Source organism: Cellulomonas sp. B6 (genome assembly GCF_001462455.1).
Lineage (GTDB): Bacteria > Actinomycetota > Actinomycetes > Actinomycetales > Cellulomonadaceae > Cellulomonas.
Genome location: NZ_LNTD01000070.1, coordinates 1 through 16,234, shown reverse-complemented (window position 1 = coordinate 16,234; position 16,234 = coordinate 1). Strand labels below are relative to the sequence as shown.

Here is a 16,234-nt window from a genome sequence, read left to right as displayed (position 1 = left end):
GGACCCGTCCCCGGCCCGCCCGGACTGCGCGGCTTCGGCCGCGACCGCGGCGTCGCCCGGCAGCGCCTCGCCCCCGGCACGCTGCGCCGCATCCTCGCCTTCGGCCGCCCCTACCGCGCCCAGCTCGCGGTCTTCCTCGTCCTCATCGCGCTCGGCGCCGCCGCCGGCGCCCTCACCCCCTGGCTGTTCCAGCGCCTCATCGACGACGGCATCACCGCGGGCGACACCCGCGTCGTCGTCGGGATCGCCGCCGCCGTCGCGCTGCTGGCCGTGGTGTCCGCCGCGCTCGGCGTCGGCGAGCGGTGGGTGTCCGCGCGCATCGGCGAAGGCCTCATCCACGACCTGCGCACCGCCGTGTTCGACCACGTGCAGCGCATGCCGCTCGCGTTCTTCAGCCGCGCCCGCACCGGCGCGCTCGTCCAGCGACTCAACGGCGACGTGCTCGGCGCCCAGCAGGCGTTCACCTCGACGCTGTCCAACGTCGTCAGCAACTCGCTGACCGTCGTGTTCGTGCTCGCCGCGATGCTGTCGATGTCGTGGCAGCTCACGCTGCTCTCGCTCGTCCTGCTGCCCGTCTTCGTGCTGCCCGCACGCTGGTTCGGGCGCCGCATCGCCGCCATCACGCGCGAGTCCTACGAGCTCAACGCCGACGCGTCGCAAACCATGACCGAACGCTTCAACGTCGCCGGCGCGCACCTCGTCAAGGTGTTCGGCGACCCCGCGCGCGAGTCCGCCGCGTACGCCGAGCAGACCGCGCGCGTGCGCGACATCGGCGTGAAGCGCGCGCTGTACTCGACGTGGTTCCGCGTCGGGCTCACCACCGTCGCGGCCGTCGCGACCGCCGTGGTCTACGGGCTCGGCGGCGTCCTGGCGATCCGCGGCCAGCTCACCGTCGGCGTCGTCGTCGCGCTCGCCGCCTACCTCGGGCGCCTCTACGGGCCCCTCACCGCGATGTCGAACGTCCAGGTCGACGTCATGACCGCGCTCGTGTCGTTCGAGCGGGTCCTCGAGGTCCTCGACCTCGAGCCCACGGTCGCCGAGAAGCCCGACGCGTCGGACCTGCGCGCGGCCGTCGCGGCCCGCGGCGCGGACCTCGAGCTCGACCACGTGGGCTTCCGCTACCCGTCGGCCGACGAGGTCTCGCTGGCCTCGCTCGAGTCCGTCGCGGCCCTGCGCCCCGACCTCACGGGCGACACGCTGCACGACGTCGCGTTCCACGTGCCCGCCGGGTCGATGGTCGCGCTCGTCGGCCCGTCCGGCGCCGGGAAGACGACCGTCTCGCAGCTCGTCACGCGCATGTACGACCCCACGCGCGGCGCCGTGCGCATCGCCGGGCAGGACCTGCGCGACGTCACGGCCGCGTCGCTGCGCGACACCGTGGGCGTCGTCAGCCAGGAGGCCCACCTGTTCCACGACACCATCGCGGGCAACCTGCGCTTCGCTCGCCCCGACGCGACCGACGACGAGCTCGAGCTCGCGCTGCGCGGCGCCCACGTGTGGGACCTCGTCGCGTCGCTGCCCGACGGCCTCGACACGGTCGTCGGCGACCGCGGGTACCGGTTGTCCGGCGGCGAGCGGCAGCGGCTCGCTATCGCGCGGCTGCTGCTCAAGGCCCCCGACGTCGTCGTGCTCGACGAGGCCACCGCGCACCTCGACTCCGAGTCCGAGGCCGCCGTGCAGGCCGCGCTCGACCAGGCGCTCGTCGGGCGCACGTCGCTCGTCATCGCGCACCGGCTGTCGACCGTCCGGCAGGCCGACCTCATCGTCGTCGTCGACGCCGGCAGGGTCGTCGAGCACGGCACGCACACCGAGCTGCTCGCCCGTGACGGGCTCTACGCCGACCTGTACCGCACCCAGTTCGCCCCGGCGGCCACCACCGCCGCCTGACGCCCGACGCGGGCACGTGCCCGGCGCGCGAGAGAGCAATCCAGTGCCCCCCGTCAGGTGCTGGATCGCTCTCTCAGGGCCGAGGCGGGGTGTCGTCAAGGCGCGAGAGAACAAACCAGTCCCTCCTCCCCTCCTCCCCCGGAGCGTGAGAGAGCGATCCAGTGCCCCGCGTCGGGTGCTGGATCGCTCTCTCACGGCCGGGGTGGGGTGTCATTCGGGGCGCGAGAGAGCGATCCAGCACCGGGTGGGCGTCAGTGGGCGAGCTTGAGGCCGATCACGCAGCCGACGATCCCGAGGATCAGCAGCACCTTGACCAGGCTCGCTGGCTCGGCGCCCGTGAGCATCGCCCACGTGACGGTGAGGGTCGCGCCGATGCCGACCCACACGGCGTAGGACGTGCCGGTCGGCAGCGTGCGCATCGCGAACGCCAGACCGGCCATCGACGCGGCCAGCGCGACGAAGAACAGCACCGAGGGGCCGAGGCGCGTGAACCCCTCCGCACGGCCGAGCGCCGAGGCCCAGACGGCCTCCAGGACGCCGGACACGACGAGGACGAGCCAGGCGAGGGACGTGGCGGACATGGGTGCTCCCGTGGCTGCCGTCTTGTCGCTCTCCGGGTACGGCGCCGCTCGTCCGGGGGCCCGCCACCCGCGGCAGGCCCGTCGCCATGCTCGCACGCACCAGCACGGGTGTGCCGCCGTGGTGGGCCACCTCACCACCGAGCCCTGCCGCCGAGCGCGGCAGAACGCCGTCGAGCGCGGTACTCGTACATGCCGCACTCGGCGGCGGAGTACCGCACTCGGCGGCCCAGCACCGTGCCCGGCGACGGCTGGTCGTCGAGCGGCGCACCCCGGCGGTCGGGTGCCGCGCCGAGCAACGGTGTTGCGAGCGCGGTAGAACGCCGCCGAGTGCGGCACTCGTACGTACCGCACTCGGCGGGCGAGTGCCGCGCTCGGCGGGCGGGGGCGACCCGCGGCGCCGGCGGGCCCCCGCGCCCGGGCCCGGTGGCGGCGGACCACCGGGACCCGGGCGGGTCAGCAGGAGCCGGCGGCCTCCCCGCCGTCGGTCCCGCCGGTCTCGTACCCGCGGATCGCGTCGACCTTGGCGGCCGAGTGCGACGTCGGGTCGAACTCCAGGTCGAGCCACTGCCGCACCAGCATCTTGGCGAGCTCGACGCCGATGACGCGCTGGCCCAGGCACAGCACCTGCGCGTCGTTCGACAGCACGGACCGCTCGACGGAGAAGGCGTCGTGCGCCGTCACCGCCCGCACGCCCGCGACCTTGTTGGCGGCGATCGCCATGCCCAGGCCCGTGCCGCACACCAGCAGCGCGCGGTCCGCGGCGCCCTCGGCGACGCGCCGCGCGGCGGCCACGGCCACGTGCGGGTAGGCCGTGCCGTCGTCGTCCGCGTGCACGCCGACGTCCTCGACGACCTCGACGCGCGGGTCGGCGCGCAGCAGGTCCGCCAGGACGTCCTTGTACGCCAGGCCCGCCTCGTCGGCGCCGACCACGATCCTCGCCACGCTCATCGCTGCTCCCCCTCGTGGGTCTGGTCCGGGGCGGCCGCCCCGTCGTCGTGCCCGTGCACCGGGGCGGCCGGCAGCACCTCGGACGCCACGCCCTCCTCGGGGTCCCGCCCCGCGGCCGCGGCGAGCACCGCGACGAGCGAGACGGCACCCGGGTCGGGAGTGCCGACGCTGCGCTCGGCCAGCGGCCGCGCGCGCCCGACCTGCGGGCGCAGGTCGGCGGTCGCCGCCGCGGCGGTCCGCCCGGCGTCGAGCGCACCGGCCCACGCGGCGTCGAGCGCGTCGCCCGCCGTCGCGGCGGCCTCCAACGCGGCCGCGAGCGGCTCGCCCGAGTCGAGCATCGTCTTGTCCCCCGGGCGCGCCTTGCCGAGCGTCGCGACTGCGTCGACCCCGGCCCGCACGGCCGCGGCGACGCGCGCCGTCGGGTCACCCACGGGCCGGGCCGCGAGCGCGTCGGCCGCGGCCGCGAGGCCCGCGCCCCACAGCACGCCCGACGTGCCGCCCGCGCGGTCGGCCCACGCGTGCCCGGCGTCCTGCAGGCACGCGACGGCCCCGTGACCGTCCTGCGCCGCGGCGGCCGCGGCGTCGGCGGCGGCGCGCGAGCCGCGCAGCATGCCGCGCCCGTGGTCCCCGTCCCCGGCGACCGCGTCGAGCCGGCCGAGGCGCGTCTCCAGGTCGGCGAGCACGTCCGCGACGCGGCGCAGCGCGTCGACGACGACGGCGGCCTCGTCGGCGTCCGCGTCGTCGAGGACCTGCGGCCCGGTGTCCTGCGCAGCGGCGGGGGCCGTCGGCCACGCGTCGTCGACCGCCGCGTCACGCGCGGCGTCACCGGCACCGGCGGCGTCCGACGCGACCGGCAGCGCGCCCTTGCGGTACGCGGGGGTCTGCGCGGGTGCGGTCCACCACCGCTCGAGGTCGTCGTCGAGCCACACGAGCGTGAGCGAGCAACCGGCCATGTCGAGGCTGGTCACGAGCTCGCCGACGTCGGGCTGCACGATCTCGAGCCCGGCCGCGTCGAGCCGGGCCCGCACGGCGCGCCACAGCACGAACAGCTCCTCGTACTTGGTGCGCCCCAGGCCGTTGAGCAGCACCGCGACCCGCGGCCCGGCGCCCTCGGGACGCTCCTGAAGCAGGCGGTCCACGAGCAGGCCGGCCAGCTCGGACGCGGTGCACGCGGGCACCTCGCCGATCCCCGGCTCGCCGTGGATGCCGACGCCGAGCCCGAACACGCCGTCGGGCACGGTGAACAGCGGCGCGTCCGCGCCGGGCAGCGTGCACCCGTCGAACGCGACGCCGAGCGTGCGGGTCCGCGCGTTGGCGTGCTCGGCGGCCGCGACGACCGCGTCGAGGCTCGCGCCCTCGGCGGCGGCCGCACCGGCGGCCTTGAAGACCACGAGGTCGCCCGCGATGCCGCGCCGCTTGTCGACCTCGTCGGCCGGTGCGCTCGCGACGTCGTCGGTGACGACGAGGAAGTGCGCGTCCACGCCGCGCCGCCGCAGCTCGTCGCGCGCGAGCGTGAAGTTCATGACGTCGCCCGCGTAGTTGCCGGTGATCATGAGCACGCCCGCGTCGCCCGCAGCCGCGGCGCCGACTGAGACCGCGTCGGCCGTCGACGGCGACGTGAACACGTTGCCGACCACGGCGCCGTGCGCGAGGCCGGGCCCGACGACCCCGCAGAACGCCGGGTAGTGCCCCGACCCGCCGCCGACCACGACCGCGACCTGCGAGCGCGGCGCGGGCACGGCGCGCACGACGCCGCCGGGCACGAGCCGCACCTGGTCGCGGTACAGGTCGACGAAGCCCTCGAGCGCGTCCTCGACGAACCGGGCCGGGTCGTCGGCGAGCGGGCTCACCACGTCCCCTCCCGGCGGGCCAGGAGCGTCGCGACGACCGAGTCGTCGGCGGCCTCGAGGCCCGCGGCGGCGACCGTGCGGTACAGCTGCTCGGCGGCCGACGCGACGGGCGTCGCGACCTTGAGGCTGCGCGTCAGGTCCCCGACGATCCCCATGTCCTTGCCGATGACGTCGAGCCGCGAGCGCAGCGGCGGCTCCTCGCCGCGCAGCTGGGCCGCGATGCGCGGGCCGCGGTCGGCGAACATGAACGACGCGGCGGCGCCCTGCGACAGCACCTCGATGCACGCGTCGAGGTCGAGGCCCAGGCGGTGCGCGAGCGCGAGCGCCTCGGACGCGGCGGCGGTGTGGATGCCGCACAGCAGCTGGTTGACGGTCTTGAGCTGCTGCCCGGCGCCGATGCCGCCGACGACCGTGAGCGACGACGCGAGCGCGTCGAGCACGCCCTGCGCGGCGGCGAGCGCGGCGTCGTCGGCGCCGACCATGATGAGCAGGTCGCCCTGCCCCGCGCGCACGGGCCCGCCCGAGACGGGCGCGTCGACGGTGTGGATGCCGCGGGCCGCGAGCGCGTCGGCGACGGACCGCACGGCGGCCTCGCCGACGGTCGAGGTCACGACGACCACGGCCCCGGCGGCGAGCGAGTCGGCGACCCCGCCGGCGCCGAGCACGAGCGCGTCGAGCTGTGCACCGTCGCGCACGCCGACGACGACGACGTCGGTGCCGGCGCACGCCTCGGCGACGCTCGTGGCGGCGACGGCCCCGGCCTCGACGGCGAGCGTCACGCGCTCGGGGGCGACGTCGTACCCGACGGTCGTGAAGGTCCGCGCGAGGGTCGTGGCCATGGGCAGCCCCATGGCGCCGAGCCCGAGGACGGCGACGCGCGCGCTCATCGGCCCGCCCCCGCCGTGCGCAGGACCTGCTCGCGGGCCTCGCCCGTGGCGACGGCGAGCATGCGGCGCAGGTAGCGCATGTTGCGCGCCGCGACCGACAGGCCGTCGCCGCCGTAGTGCTCGACGCACAGCGGGCCGGTGAACCCGGCGTCGATCGCGGTGCGCAGCGCGGTGCGGTAGCTCACCGAGCCCATCTCCATCGGTGCGGGCAGCGCGACGACCGTGCCGGTGCGGCGGTCCTCGTCGCGGAAGTAGCTCTTGACGTGCCAGTAGTTCGAGACGGGCAGGCACGCGGCGACCGCGGCCTGGAAGTCCTCGATGGGCCGGTGCAGGCGGATGAGGTTGCCGAGGTCGGGGTTGAGGCCGACCGCGTCGTCGCCGATGTCGTTCACGAGCCGCACGGCGGACTCGGCGGTGCCGAGCAGCGTGTCCTCGTACATCTCGAGCGACAGCTCGAGGCCGACCTCGCGCGCGTGCGTGCCGAGCTCACGCAGGCGCTGCACGGCGCGCGCCCACGTGTCGGCGTCGGTGTCGTCGTGCGGGCCCTCCTCGGTCCAGAACCAGAACGCCTGGCGCTGCTGGGGCAGCAGCGGCCGGTGCAGGCCGACGCTGACGACCTTCACGCCGAGCGCGGCCGCGGCGTCGATCGTGCGGTGCGAGTAGGCCAGGTTGTCGTCGCCCGCGACGGGGTCGATGACGGACCGGCGGATCGCGGACAGCGCGACGGGGTCGAGGCCGGTGGCCGCGAGCGCGCCGCGCAGCTCCTCGATCCGGGCGGGCGTCAGGTCGCCCGGCTGCACCCAGGAGTCGGTGAGGTCGACCTCGGTGAAGCCCTCGTAGGCGACCTCGGCGAGGTGGTCGACCCACGTGTCCGCGGGCGCGTCCTGCGACCCGGGGAAGTTGAGCATCGCGGCGGCGATGGGCCACCGCTCGCTCGTGGGGCGGGTGGTGCCGTCCGCGCCCCGAGGGCGTGCGGTCGAACTCATCGTCGAGCCTCCGGTTCTCGTCATCGAAAACTTTTCGTGCACAATGCTGCAACAGCGACGCTAGTTTTCGGCGCCGACGCTGTCAACGGCTGTTCGTGAACGGGCAGAGGTCCCCCTGAGAGTGCGTGTGAACTACTTGATGTTTTCGACGCGATCCCGCTAGCGTCGGCCCGACGACCCAGGAGGCACCGATGCCACGACCCGCCAGACGGCCGACGCTCACGGCCGTCGCCGAGCGCGCCGGCGTGTCGATCGCGACGGCCTCCAAGGTCATCAACGGGCACACCGACGTGGCCGCCGCGACCCGCGAGCGCGTCGATGCCGCCGCCGCCGAGCTCGGGTACCGCCCGCCCGGCGCGCGCCGCGTCGAGACCCGCCGGACCGTCGAGTTCCTCGTCGACAAGCTCGGCAGCCCGTACGCCATGGAGGTGCTGCGCGGCGTCACGCTCGCGGCCGAGGAGGCCGACGTCGACGTCACCGTCTCGCGCGTGCGCCGCGGCGGCGACGAGCCGCCGTCGAGCTGGACCCGCCGGCTCGTCGCGGCCCGCCGCACCGGGGCGATCGTCGTGACCGCGCAGGTCACCGACACCACGTACGACGCGATCGCGCGCGCCCGGCTGCCCGTCGTCGTCATCGACCCGCTGCACCTCACGACGCCCGAGCTCGTCTCCGTCGGGTCGACCAACTGGACCGGCGGCCGCACCGCGACCGAGCACCTGCTCGCGCTCGGCCACCGACGCATCGCCGTGATCGGCGGCCCCGAGGCGTCGATCGGCGCGGTCGCGCGCGTCGACGGGTTCCGCTCGGCGTGCCAGCGCGCCGGCGTCACGCCCGACCCCGCGCTCGTGCGGCACGTCGCGTTCGACCACGACGCCGCGCGCGACGCCGCCGACGCGATCCTGCGCCTGCCCGACCCGCCCACCGCGGTCCTCGCGTGCAGCGACGCGCAGGCGCTCGGGGTGCTGGAGGCCGCGCGCCGCCTCGGGCTCGTCGTGCCGCGCGACCTGTCGGTCGTCGGGTACGACGACACGTACGTCGCGGCGTGGACCAACCCGCCGCTGACCTGCGTGCACCAGCCGCTGCAGGACATCGGGCGCGTCGCGCTGCGCACGGTCCTCGGCATGGACGAGGGCCGCCTGCCCGACTCGCACCACATCGAGCTGGCCACGTCGCTCGTGGTCCGCGACTCGACCGCACCGCCGCCGCAGCCGTCGGCCGGACCGGAAGGAGCCCGGTGAGCACCACCACCACGTCCCCCCGCACGGAGCGCCCCTGGCAGGACCCGCGGCTGCCGGTCGCCGACCGCGTCGAGCTGCTGCTGGCGTCGATGAGCCTCGAGGAGCGCCTCGCGCAGCTCGGCTCGTACTGGTTCGACCGGCGCGGCGCGGGTGAGGTCGTCGCGCCGATGCAGGACACGTTCGGTGCGCGCCGGCCCGACTTCCCGACCGCCGCGCGGCACGGGCTGGGGCACCTCACGCGCGTGCTGGGCACCGAGCCCGTCCCCGCCGACGAGGGGCGGGACAAGCTCGCGCGGACGCAGCGCGAGCTCGCCGCGCACCACCGTCTGGGGCTGCCGGCGATCGCGCACGAGGAGTGCCTCACGGGCGTCACGTCGTACGGCGCGACCGTGTACCCGGCGCCGCTCGCGTGGGGCGCGTCGTTCGACCCGGACCTCGTGCACGAGGTCGGCACGGCCATCGGCCGGGACCTGCGCCGCCTGGGCGTGCACCAGGGCCTCGGCCCGGTGCTCGACGTCGTGCGCGACCACCGCTGGGGCCGCGTCGAGGAGACCGTCGGCGAGGACCCGTACACCGTCGGCACCATCGCGACCGCGTACGTCCGCGGGCTCGAGGAGCAGGGCGTCGTCGCGACGCTCAAGCACTTCGTCGGGTACTCGGCGTCGCGCGCCGGGCGCAACCACGCGCCCGTGTCGATCGGCCCCCGCGAGCTCGCCGACGTGCTGCTGCCGCCGTTCGAGATGGCCGTGCGCGAGGGCGGTGCGCGGTCGGTCATGAACTCGTACACCGACCTCGACGGCGAACCCGTCGCGGCGTCGCGCTCGCTGCTCACCGACCTGCTGCGCGGCGCGTGGGGGTTCGAGGGCACGGTCGTCTCGGACTACTGGGCGGTCGCGTTCCTCGTCACCGCGCACGGCGTCGCGGCCGACGCCGCCGACGCGGGTGCGCGCTCGCTGCGCGCGGGCCTCGACGTCGAGCTGCCGAACACGATGTGCTTCGGCGAGCTCGCGCCGCTCGTGCGCGACGGCCGGCTCGACGAGACGCTCGTGGACCAGGCGGTGCGGCGCGTGCTGCGGCAGAAGGCCGAGCTCGGGCTGCTCGACGCGCCGGGTCCCGACGGCACGCCGCCCGGCGGCGCACCCGACGACGCGCCGATCGACCTCGACAGTCCCGCCAACCGCGACCTGGCCCGGCGCCTGGCCGAGGAGTCGGTCGTGCTGCTGGCCAACCCCGACGGCGTCCTGCCGCTGCGCACCACCGCCGACCGCGCGCCGCGGCGCGTCGCCGTCGTCGGCCCGTCGGCCGCCGACCCGGGCGTGCTGCTGGGCTGCTACTCGTACCCCATCCACGTGCTGCCGCGGCACCCCGAGCTGGGCCTGGGCGTCGAGGTGCCGTCGCTGCTCGACGCGCTGCGCACCGAGCTCGCGGGCGACGACGTCGTGCACGAGCCCGGCTGCGCCGTGGTCGGCGACGACCGGTCGGGGTTCGACGCGGCCGTGCGCGCCGCGGCCGACGCCGACGTGTGCGTGCTGACCGTCGGCGACCGGGCCGGCATGTTCGGGCGCGGCACGTCGGGCGAGGGCTGCGACGCACCCGACCTGCGGCTGCCGGGCGTGCAGCACGAGCTCGTCGAGGCCGTGCTCGCGACGGGCACGCCCGTCGTGCTCGTCGTCGTCTCGGGACGCCCCTACGCGCTCGGCGCGTACGCCGACCGCGCGGCGGCGGTCGTGCAGGCGTTCATGCCGGGCGAGGAGGGCGCCGGGGCGGTCGCGGGCGTGCTGTCGGGCCGCGTGACGCCCAGCGGCAAGCTGCCCGTGCAGGTGCCGCACGACCCGGGCAGCGGCCCGCAGACGTACCTGGGCCCCGCGCTGACGCGCCGCCTGGACCGCATCAGCAACCTCGACCCGACGCCCGCGTTCCCGTTCGGGCACGGCCTGTCGTACACGACGTTCGCGTACTCCGACCTCGAGGTCACGCCCACCGCGCCCACCCACGGCACGTTCGACGTGTCCGTGACGCTGACGTGCACGGGCGAGCGCCCCGGCACCGAGGTCGTCCAGCTCTACCTGTCCGACCCGGTCGCCGACGTCGCGCGCCCGGTCAAGCAGCTCGCGGGGTACGTCCGTGTCCCGCTCGCACCGAGGGAGTCCCGCCGCGTGACCTTCACCGTCCCCGCCGACCTGACGTCCTACACGGGCGTCGACCTGCGACGCGTCGTCGACCCCGGCGCGATCGGCGTGCAGGTCGGCGGCTCGAGCGAGGGCGACGTGCTGCACGGCGCCGTCGAGCTCACGGGCCCGCGCCGCCACCCCGGCCGCGACCGCGCGCTGCGCCCCACGACGACCGTGGCGGCCCTGGCATGAGCGGCGCCGTCAGCAACCCCGTCCTGCCGGGCTTCCACCCGGACCCGACCGTGTGCCGCGTCGGCGACGACTACTGGCTCGTGACCTCGACGTTCGAGTACTTCCCGGGCCTGCCCGTGCACCACAGCACGGACCTCGCGCGCTGGGAGCACGTCGGCCACGCGATCGACCGGCGCTCGCAGCTCGACATGGAGGGCGTCCGGCCGTCGGGCGGGCTGTACGCGCCGACGCTGCGGCACCACGACGGCACGTTCTGGATGACGTGCACGCTCGTCGACGGACACCGGGGCGCGGGCAACTTCGTCATGAGCGCCGAGCACCCCGCGGGCCCGTGGAGCGACGTCACGTGGCTCGAGGACGCCGAGGGCATCGACCCGTCGCTGTTCTTCGACGACGACGGGTCCGCCTGGTACCTCGGCGCGCGGCCCACGCACGACCCGCACCCCGAGGACCCGCAGACCACGGACATCTGGCTGCGCCGGTTCGACGTGCGCACGCGGCAGCTGGTCGGCCCCGAGCACGTGCTGTGGCACGGCGCGCTGCACGCCGCGGTCTGGGCCGAGGGCCCGCACCTGTACAAGGTCGACGGGCGCTACCTGCTCGTCATCGCCGAGGGCGGCACCGACGTGCACCACGCCGTGACCGTCGCGCGCGCCGACCACGTGACCGGCCCGTACGCGGGCAACCGCGCGAACCCGGTGCTCACGCACCGGCACCTGGGCCGCGACCACCCCGTGTCGAGCGTCGGGCACGCCGAGCTCGTCGAGGGTCCCGACGGCGCGTGGTGGGCGTTCGCGCTCGGCACCCGACCGGTCGACGGGCACCACCTGCTGGGCCGCGAGACGTTCGTCGTGCCCGCGCGCTGGGAGGACGGCTGGCCCGTGCTCGCGCCGGGCGTCGGGCAGGTGACCCCGCTGGTCGAGCACCCCGCCGTGCCGGACGGCGAGGTCGTGCGCCCCGCCGCGGACGAGCCGTTCACCGAGACGTTCGCCGACCCGGCGACCGGTGGGCTGTCGCCGCGGTGGAACCGGCTGCGCACGGGCGACGACCCGGCCGACACGACGTCCCGCCCGGGTGCGCTGCGCCTCGCGCTGCGCCCCGCGACGCTCGACGAGCCGACGACGCCCGCGTTCCTCGGGCTGCGCCAGCAGCACCACCGCGCGCGGTTCACGGCCACGGTCGAGGCGCCCGGCCTGGCGGCGCACGAGCGCGCGGGCCTCGCCGTCCGCCAGAAGGACACGCACCACGCGGTCCTCGCGCTGCGCGACGGCGGCGACGCGCGCGTCGTCGAGCTCGTGCTCACGCAGGGCGACGAGCGGACCACCGTCGGCACGCTGCCGCTGCCCGGCGACGGCCCAGTCGACCTGCGCGTGACCGCCGACCGGCTGACGTACACGGCCGAGGCGCACGAGCCCGACGGCGCGTGGACCACGGTCGGCACGGTCGACGGGCGCGCGCTCAGCACGCAGACCGCGGGCGGGTTCACGGGCGTCCACCTGGGCGTCTACGCGACCAGCGACGGCCACCCGACCACGGCCGTCGCCGACGTCGTGCACGTGACGTACGAGCCGCTCGACTGACCCACCACGACGGCACGGCGCGACGGGTCCGCCCTCACCGGGGCGGGCCCGTCGTCGTCAGCGCAGCCGGCCCAGGTGCAGCGCCGCGAGCGCGAGCGCGGTGATCGTCTCGCCCGCCCGGATCTCCCCCGTGCGGATCATCGCGAGCGCGTCGGCGAACGGCACGGTCCGCACCGCGCTGATGCCCTCGACGGCCTGCTCGTCGGCGGTCGCCCCGGCGTCGACGACCGGTGCGAGGCCACGCGCGAGGTAGACGTGCTCGCGGGCGCGCGCGGCACCGTTGAGGGCGTCGGTCGCACCGAGGTACGTCCAGTCGCGCGCGGTGAGCCCGGCCTCCTCGGCGAGCTCGCGGCGTGCGGCGTCGAGCGGGTCCTGCCCCTCGCCGCCGCCTGCGGGGACCTCGACCGAGCCCTCGCCCGTCGTGTACCGGCCGACCGTCACCAGCACGACCTCGTCGTCGTCGGTCAGCGCGACGACGAACACCGAGTCCCGCATCTCCACCACGCCGTACACCGCCGGCGAGCCGTCCGGCGCGAGCACCTCGTCCTCACGGACCGTGATCCACGGGTTCCGGTACGCGACGCGCGAGGACAGGGTCCGCCAGGTCATGCGTCGAACCTAGACCTGGCCGTGTCCCCGCCGGGGTGGCGGTGCGCGGCGCCCACCCGACCACGGCGCGCCCAGTCGGACGGTCGGTGCACCGGCGCTCGACGTCGCGTCGGACGGTCGCGCCGGCGTCAGCCCGTCGGCGGGTCGGCCCGTCAGCGGCTCAGCGCCCCCGCCGTCGCGAGCACCACCGCGTCCTCGACGAGCGCGGCCCGCGTGTCCGAGCCGAGCCGGCCGTCGTCGTCGGCCCACTGCCGCCACGACGCGCCGACCACCGACCCCGCGAACGCCCCGGCCCCGCCGACGACCGCCGCGACCAGCACCGCGGGGACCCGCCGCCCGTCGACGACCGCGAGCGCACCCGCACCCGCGGCGCCCGCCACGACCCGGCCCGCGAGCTGCGGGGCCACCAGCCGGCTCGGCACGCCCGGCAGCTTGTCGGTGACGGCCTCCCCCACGACCGCGAGAGCCGCGAGCGCACGCAGCGCGGGGACGTCGTGACCGCGACGGGCGGCCGCGGCGACCGGGACGGCGAACGCGACGGACGAGCGGCCGCCGGCGGCGAGGCCCAGCGCGGCGGAGCGGAGGAGGACACCCATGCGTCGTGTCTACCCGCGGCGCGCGGCGACGGCACCTCCAGGCGCCCGCCCGGGCGGCGTCCCCCCGCGCTCCGGGTGCGGACCGCCCCGATCGGCAGCAGACTCCTGGACCACCGCGTGGTCCGCCGTGGCCCACGCGACGCGGTACGACGAAGGAGCGACATGGGCATCGGTGGCGGCATCGCACTCCTGGTGATCGGGGCGATCCTCTCGTTCGGTGTGTCCGACCGGGTCGAGGGCGTCGACCTCACGGTCATCGGCTACATCTGCATGGGCGCGGGCGTGCTCGCGCTCATCCTCGCGATCGCGCTCAACGCGCAGCGCACCAACACGACGCACCGCCAGGTGGTCGAGCACCGCGAGGAGCCGCCGGCTCCCCCGGTCGTCTGACGCCCGCTCGACCGACCCGCCGTCCCCCGCACGGGACGGCCCCGCCCGACGCCCCGCCCGGTCCCGACCGGCGGGGCGTCGGCGTACCCGGTCGCGGCCGACGGGCGTCCGAGGTCCAGGTTGCGGCCGTCGCACTCGCCGGCCGACGAGGGGCCTCGCCACTCACCTGGTGGGACGCGGGACGCACGAGACCGGGCTGGGAGCGCCCACGGTCCGAGATCGCGACGGCAGCCCGGTCTCGCGCGCGACCCGTCCCATGCCTCGAGATGCCCGTCGCGGCGCGCCCACGACGGCACGCCGGACCGGTGCCGCGCGGCCACCCGGACGCCCGGCGCGTGTCGGACCTTCCCGACACACTGGGCACGCACCGGCGGACGGTCCACGAGGGGGGCACATGGAGCGGGACGAGGCACGCGAGGCCAAGGCGCACGCCGCGCAGGTGGCGCGGACGCTGACGGAGCGGGTGGTGCGCGCGTCGAGCGCCGACGAGCCGGCGGTCGCACCGCTGGCGGTCGGCCTGGCGCCGCGCGACGACGGCGGCTACGCGGTCGCGCTGCGCTACCGGCTCGGCCTGCCGCAGGTGCGCAGCCTCGCGCGCAAGGTCGCGGCCGAGGTCGGCGAGGTCGGGACGACGGTCGACGTGCGCCGCACGGGGCGGATCCGCCCGCTCGCGCGCGGCCCGGTGCCGGGCCCGCGACCCCCCGTGATCACCGCGCAGGCCGCCGGCGAGACCGGCCACGTGCGGCCGCTGCGGCCCGGCGTCTCGATCGCGCACGTCGACGTCACGGCGGGGACCCTCGGCGCGTTCGTGCTGGTGGGCGGCGTGGTGCACGCGCTGTCGAACTACCACGTGCTCGCGGGCTCCCCCGCGGCGCGGCCCGGTGACGCGGTGCTGCAGCCCGGTCCCGCCGACGGCGGCCGGGCACCCGCCGACCGGGTCGGCACGCTCGCCGCGGTGGTCCCGCTCGCGGCGGGCACCACGGCCACGGTCGACGCGGCGGTCGCGCTGCTCGACGACCCCGACGTCGACGCGACGTACCCGGTGGGCGCCGTGACGACCACGGCGCGCCCGCTCGGCGGCGAGACCGTCGGCAAGATCGGCCGCACCACGGCCGTCACCGCCGGACGCGTGACGGCCATCGAGCTCGACGACGTCGTCGTCGGCTACGGCGAGGAGCTCGGCGACCTGCGGTTCGACGACCAGATCGAGGTCGAGGGCACCGGGCGGTCGCCGTTCTCGCGCGGCGGCGACTCCGGATCGCTCGTGTACCGCGAGGACGGGGTCGCGCTCGGGCTCCTCTTTGCCGGGTCGGAGACCGGGGGCGAGAATGGCCGTGGGCTGACGTACGTCAACCCGATCGACGCCGTCCTCGGGGCGCTCGACGCGACGCTGCTCGCCTGACGCGAGCGGCCCCGCGCGCCGCCGAGGGGTGCGGGAGGTGTGCAGTGGCCGACCTCGACCAGGCCCGGCGGGCCAAGGAGGAGCTCAAGGCCGCCCTCGCCGGGCGCGCGGGTGTGTCCGGGATCGGCATCGCACCCGACGACGACGGGTACGGGCTGCTCGTGCGCGTGCGCGGCGACGCCGTCACCGCCCGCCGCCTCGACGTGCCGACGCACGTGCACGGCGTCGCGGTGCACGTGCGCACCACGGGTCCCGTGACGGCGCAGCGCTGACCGCCCAGCGGTCGCTCACGCGGAGCGAGCCCGTGCGGAGCTGACGCGCCCGGAGCGGGCCGTACGGAGCAGGTCCATGCGGAGCGGGCCCGTGCGGAGCAGGTCCATGCGGAACAGGCCCGCGCGGAACAGGCCCGGACGGAACAGGCCCGCGCGGAGCGGGCCCGTGCAGCACCGAGCGCGTGGGCGCGCCGCCACGAGCCCGCCAGCTCAAACCCGCCCACGCAGCGACGCGCCCGCACCCCGGCGCGGGTGCGGGCGCGTCACGTGCGGCTCAGCGGACGATGCAGCTGTTGCCGTTGAGCGTCGCGGACGTCACGTCCTGCGGCGTCCCGGAGGCGATGAACCCGAACGACACCGCGTTGTGGTGCGCGATCGTCGAGTTCCACGCCGCGTTGGTCACGGTGACGGTCGAGCCGGACTGCGACGCGACCGAGCTCCACGCCTGCGTGAGCGTCTCACCGTTGGTGAAGTCCCACGCGACCTCCCAGCCGTTCACCGGCTCCATCGTCGCGTTGAACACCGTCACGTTCCCCTGGAACCCGCCCTGCCAGCGGTTGGTCACGTCGACCTCGATCTCGCAGACCGCGTCGGTCGGGACCGTCGGCGTCGGCGTGGGGGTCGGCGTCACCGTCGGCGTCGGGG

At 76.3% G+C, this 16,234-nt stretch carries 15 protein-coding genes and 1 riboswitch; of the genes, 7 read left to right on the top strand and 8 right to left on the bottom strand.

Features of this window, described 5'->3' with window-relative positions; genetic code table 11:
* A partial coding sequence (locus ATM99_RS06005) for an ABC transporter ATP-binding protein (protein WP_062102018.1) occupies positions 1 to 1,887 on the top strand: 1,887 nt, incomplete at its 5' end.
* A gap of 251 nt (positions 1,888 to 2,138) precedes the next feature.
* Here the strand turns inward: ATM99_RS06005 and ATM99_RS06000 are convergent.
* The 5 genes from ATM99_RS06000 to ATM99_RS05980 form a co-directional block, all read right to left on the bottom strand.
* Positions 2,139 to 2,468 carry a multidrug efflux SMR transporter gene (locus tag ATM99_RS06000; protein ID WP_062102017.1) on the bottom strand — a complete coding sequence of 110 codons (330 nt, stop codon included), beginning with the start codon at positions 2,466 to 2,468 and terminating at the stop codon, positions 2,139 to 2,141.
* A gap of 10 nt (positions 2,469 to 2,478) precedes the next feature.
* A riboswitch (guanidine-III (ykkC-III) riboswitch) is annotated at positions 2,479 to 2,551 on the bottom strand.
* 370 nt (positions 2,552 to 2,921) lie between these two features.
* On the bottom strand, positions 2,922 to 3,416 hold the full coding sequence (locus ATM99_RS05995) for a ribose-5-phosphate isomerase (protein WP_062102016.1): 495 nt from the start codon (positions 3,414 to 3,416) through the stop codon (positions 2,922 to 2,924).
* Complete coding sequence (locus ATM99_RS05990) at positions 3,413 to 5,266, bottom strand: dihydroxyacetone kinase family protein (protein ID WP_082659329.1); 1,854 nt, start codon at positions 5,264 to 5,266, stop codon at positions 3,413 to 3,415. Before ATM99_RS05990 ends, ATM99_RS05995 begins: the two co-directional genes overlap by 4 nt.
* Positions 5,263 to 6,153 carry an NAD(P)-dependent oxidoreductase gene (locus ATM99_RS05985; RefSeq protein WP_062102015.1) on the bottom strand — a complete coding sequence of 297 codons (891 nt, stop codon included), beginning with the start codon at positions 6,151 to 6,153 and terminating at the stop codon, positions 5,263 to 5,265. The genes ATM99_RS05990 and ATM99_RS05985 overlap by 4 nt, the downstream gene beginning before the upstream one ends.
* Positions 6,150 to 7,139, bottom strand: coding sequence for a sugar phosphate isomerase/epimerase (locus ATM99_RS05980; RefSeq protein ID WP_062102014.1), 990 nt, complete (start codon positions 7,137 to 7,139; stop codon positions 6,150 to 6,152). Before ATM99_RS05980 ends, ATM99_RS05985 begins: the two co-directional genes overlap by 4 nt.
* A gap of 191 nt (positions 7,140 to 7,330) precedes the next feature.
* Between ATM99_RS05980 and ATM99_RS05975 the strand changes: the two genes are divergently transcribed.
* Genes ATM99_RS05975 through ATM99_RS05965 form a run of 3 tightly spaced genes read left to right on the top strand, consistent with a single transcriptional unit; the run spans position 7,331 to position 12,320 of the window.
* Positions 7,331 to 8,377 (top strand): LacI family DNA-binding transcriptional regulator, encoded by a 1,047-nt coding sequence (locus ATM99_RS05975; protein ID WP_062102013.1) that lies wholly within the window; start codon positions 7,331 to 7,333, stop codon positions 8,375 to 8,377.
* Positions 8,374 to 10,740, top strand: a complete 2,367-nt coding sequence (locus tag ATM99_RS05970) for a beta-glucosidase (protein ID WP_223304822.1) — start codon at positions 8,374 to 8,376, stop codon at positions 10,738 to 10,740. The genes ATM99_RS05975 and ATM99_RS05970 overlap by 4 nt, the downstream gene beginning before the upstream one ends.
* The gene (locus tag ATM99_RS05965; protein WP_062102012.1) at positions 10,737 to 12,320 is read left to right on the top strand and encodes a glycoside hydrolase family 43 protein; all 1,584 of its coding nucleotides are present in this window, start codon (positions 10,737 to 10,739) and stop codon (positions 12,318 to 12,320) included. Before ATM99_RS05970 ends, ATM99_RS05965 begins: the two co-directional genes overlap by 4 nt.
* A 57-nt stretch (positions 12,321 to 12,377) precedes the next feature.
* Here ATM99_RS05965 and ATM99_RS05960 read toward each other — a convergent pair whose 3' ends face one another.
* Positions 12,378 to 12,929, bottom strand: a complete 552-nt coding sequence (locus tag ATM99_RS05960; RefSeq protein ID WP_062102011.1) for an NUDIX domain-containing protein — start codon at positions 12,927 to 12,929, stop codon at positions 12,378 to 12,380.
* 152 nt (positions 12,930 to 13,081) lie between these two features.
* A complete protein-coding gene (locus ATM99_RS05955) occupies positions 13,082 to 13,525 on the bottom strand; it encodes a hypothetical protein (RefSeq protein ID WP_062102010.1) in 444 nt (147 codons plus the stop codon).
* Between the two features lie 162 nt (positions 13,526 to 13,687).
* Between ATM99_RS05955 and ATM99_RS05950 the strand changes: the two genes are divergently transcribed.
* The 3 genes from ATM99_RS05950 (at position 13,688) to ATM99_RS05940 (ending at position 15,589) form a co-directional block, all read left to right on the top strand.
* Complete coding sequence (locus tag ATM99_RS05950; protein ID WP_062102009.1) at positions 13,688 to 13,915, top strand: DUF6458 family protein; 228 nt, start codon at positions 13,688 to 13,690, stop codon at positions 13,913 to 13,915.
* 394 nt (positions 13,916 to 14,309) lie between these two features.
* A complete protein-coding gene (locus ATM99_RS05945) occupies positions 14,310 to 15,317 on the top strand; it encodes a hypothetical protein (protein ID WP_062102008.1) in 1,008 nt (335 codons plus the stop codon).
* A 44-nt stretch (positions 15,318 to 15,361) separates the two neighbouring features.
* The gene (locus ATM99_RS05940; RefSeq protein ID WP_062102007.1) at positions 15,362 to 15,589 is read left to right on the top strand and encodes a hypothetical protein; all 228 of its coding nucleotides are present in this window, start codon (positions 15,362 to 15,364) and stop codon (positions 15,587 to 15,589) included.
* 274 nt (positions 15,590 to 15,863) lie between these two features.
* Here ATM99_RS05940 and ATM99_RS05935 read toward each other — a convergent pair.
* Positions 15,864 to 16,234, bottom strand: a 371-nt coding sequence (locus tag ATM99_RS05935; protein ID WP_223304821.1) for a cellulose binding domain-containing protein, incomplete at its 5' end; no start/stop codon positions are given.

Coding starts and splice junctions, on each gene's coding strand:
- ATM99_RS05950 (WP_062102009.1), top strand. CDS start 13,688: ATGGGCATCGGTGGCGGCATCGCACTCCTGGTGATCGGGGCGATCCTC.
- ATM99_RS06000 (WP_062102017.1), bottom strand. CDS start 2,468: ATGTCCGCCACGTCCCTCGCCTGGCTCGTCCTCGTCGTGTCCGGCGTC.
- ATM99_RS05960 (WP_062102011.1), bottom strand. CDS start 12,929: ATGACCTGGCGGACCCTGTCCTCGCGCGTCGCGTACCGGAACCCGTGG.
- ATM99_RS05995 (WP_062102016.1), bottom strand. CDS start 3,416: ATGAGCGTGGCGAGGATCGTGGTCGGCGCCGACGAGGCGGGCCTGGCG.
- ATM99_RS05965 (WP_062102012.1), top strand. CDS start 10,737: ATGAGCGGCGCCGTCAGCAACCCCGTCCTGCCGGGCTTCCACCCGGAC.
- ATM99_RS05985 (WP_062102015.1), bottom strand. CDS start 6,153: ATGAGCGCGCGCGTCGCCGTCCTCGGGCTCGGCGCCATGGGGCTGCCC.
- ATM99_RS05955 (WP_062102010.1), bottom strand. CDS start 13,525: ATGGGTGTCCTCCTCCGCTCCGCCGCGCTGGGCCTCGCCGCCGGCGGC.
- ATM99_RS05975 (WP_062102013.1), top strand. CDS start 7,331: ATGCCACGACCCGCCAGACGGCCGACGCTCACGGCCGTCGCCGAGCGC.
- ATM99_RS05980 (WP_062102014.1), bottom strand. CDS start 7,139: ATGAGTTCGACCGCACGCCCTCGGGGCGCGGACGGCACCACCCGCCCC.
- ATM99_RS05945 (WP_062102008.1), top strand. CDS start 14,310: ATGGAGCGGGACGAGGCACGCGAGGCCAAGGCGCACGCCGCGCAGGTG.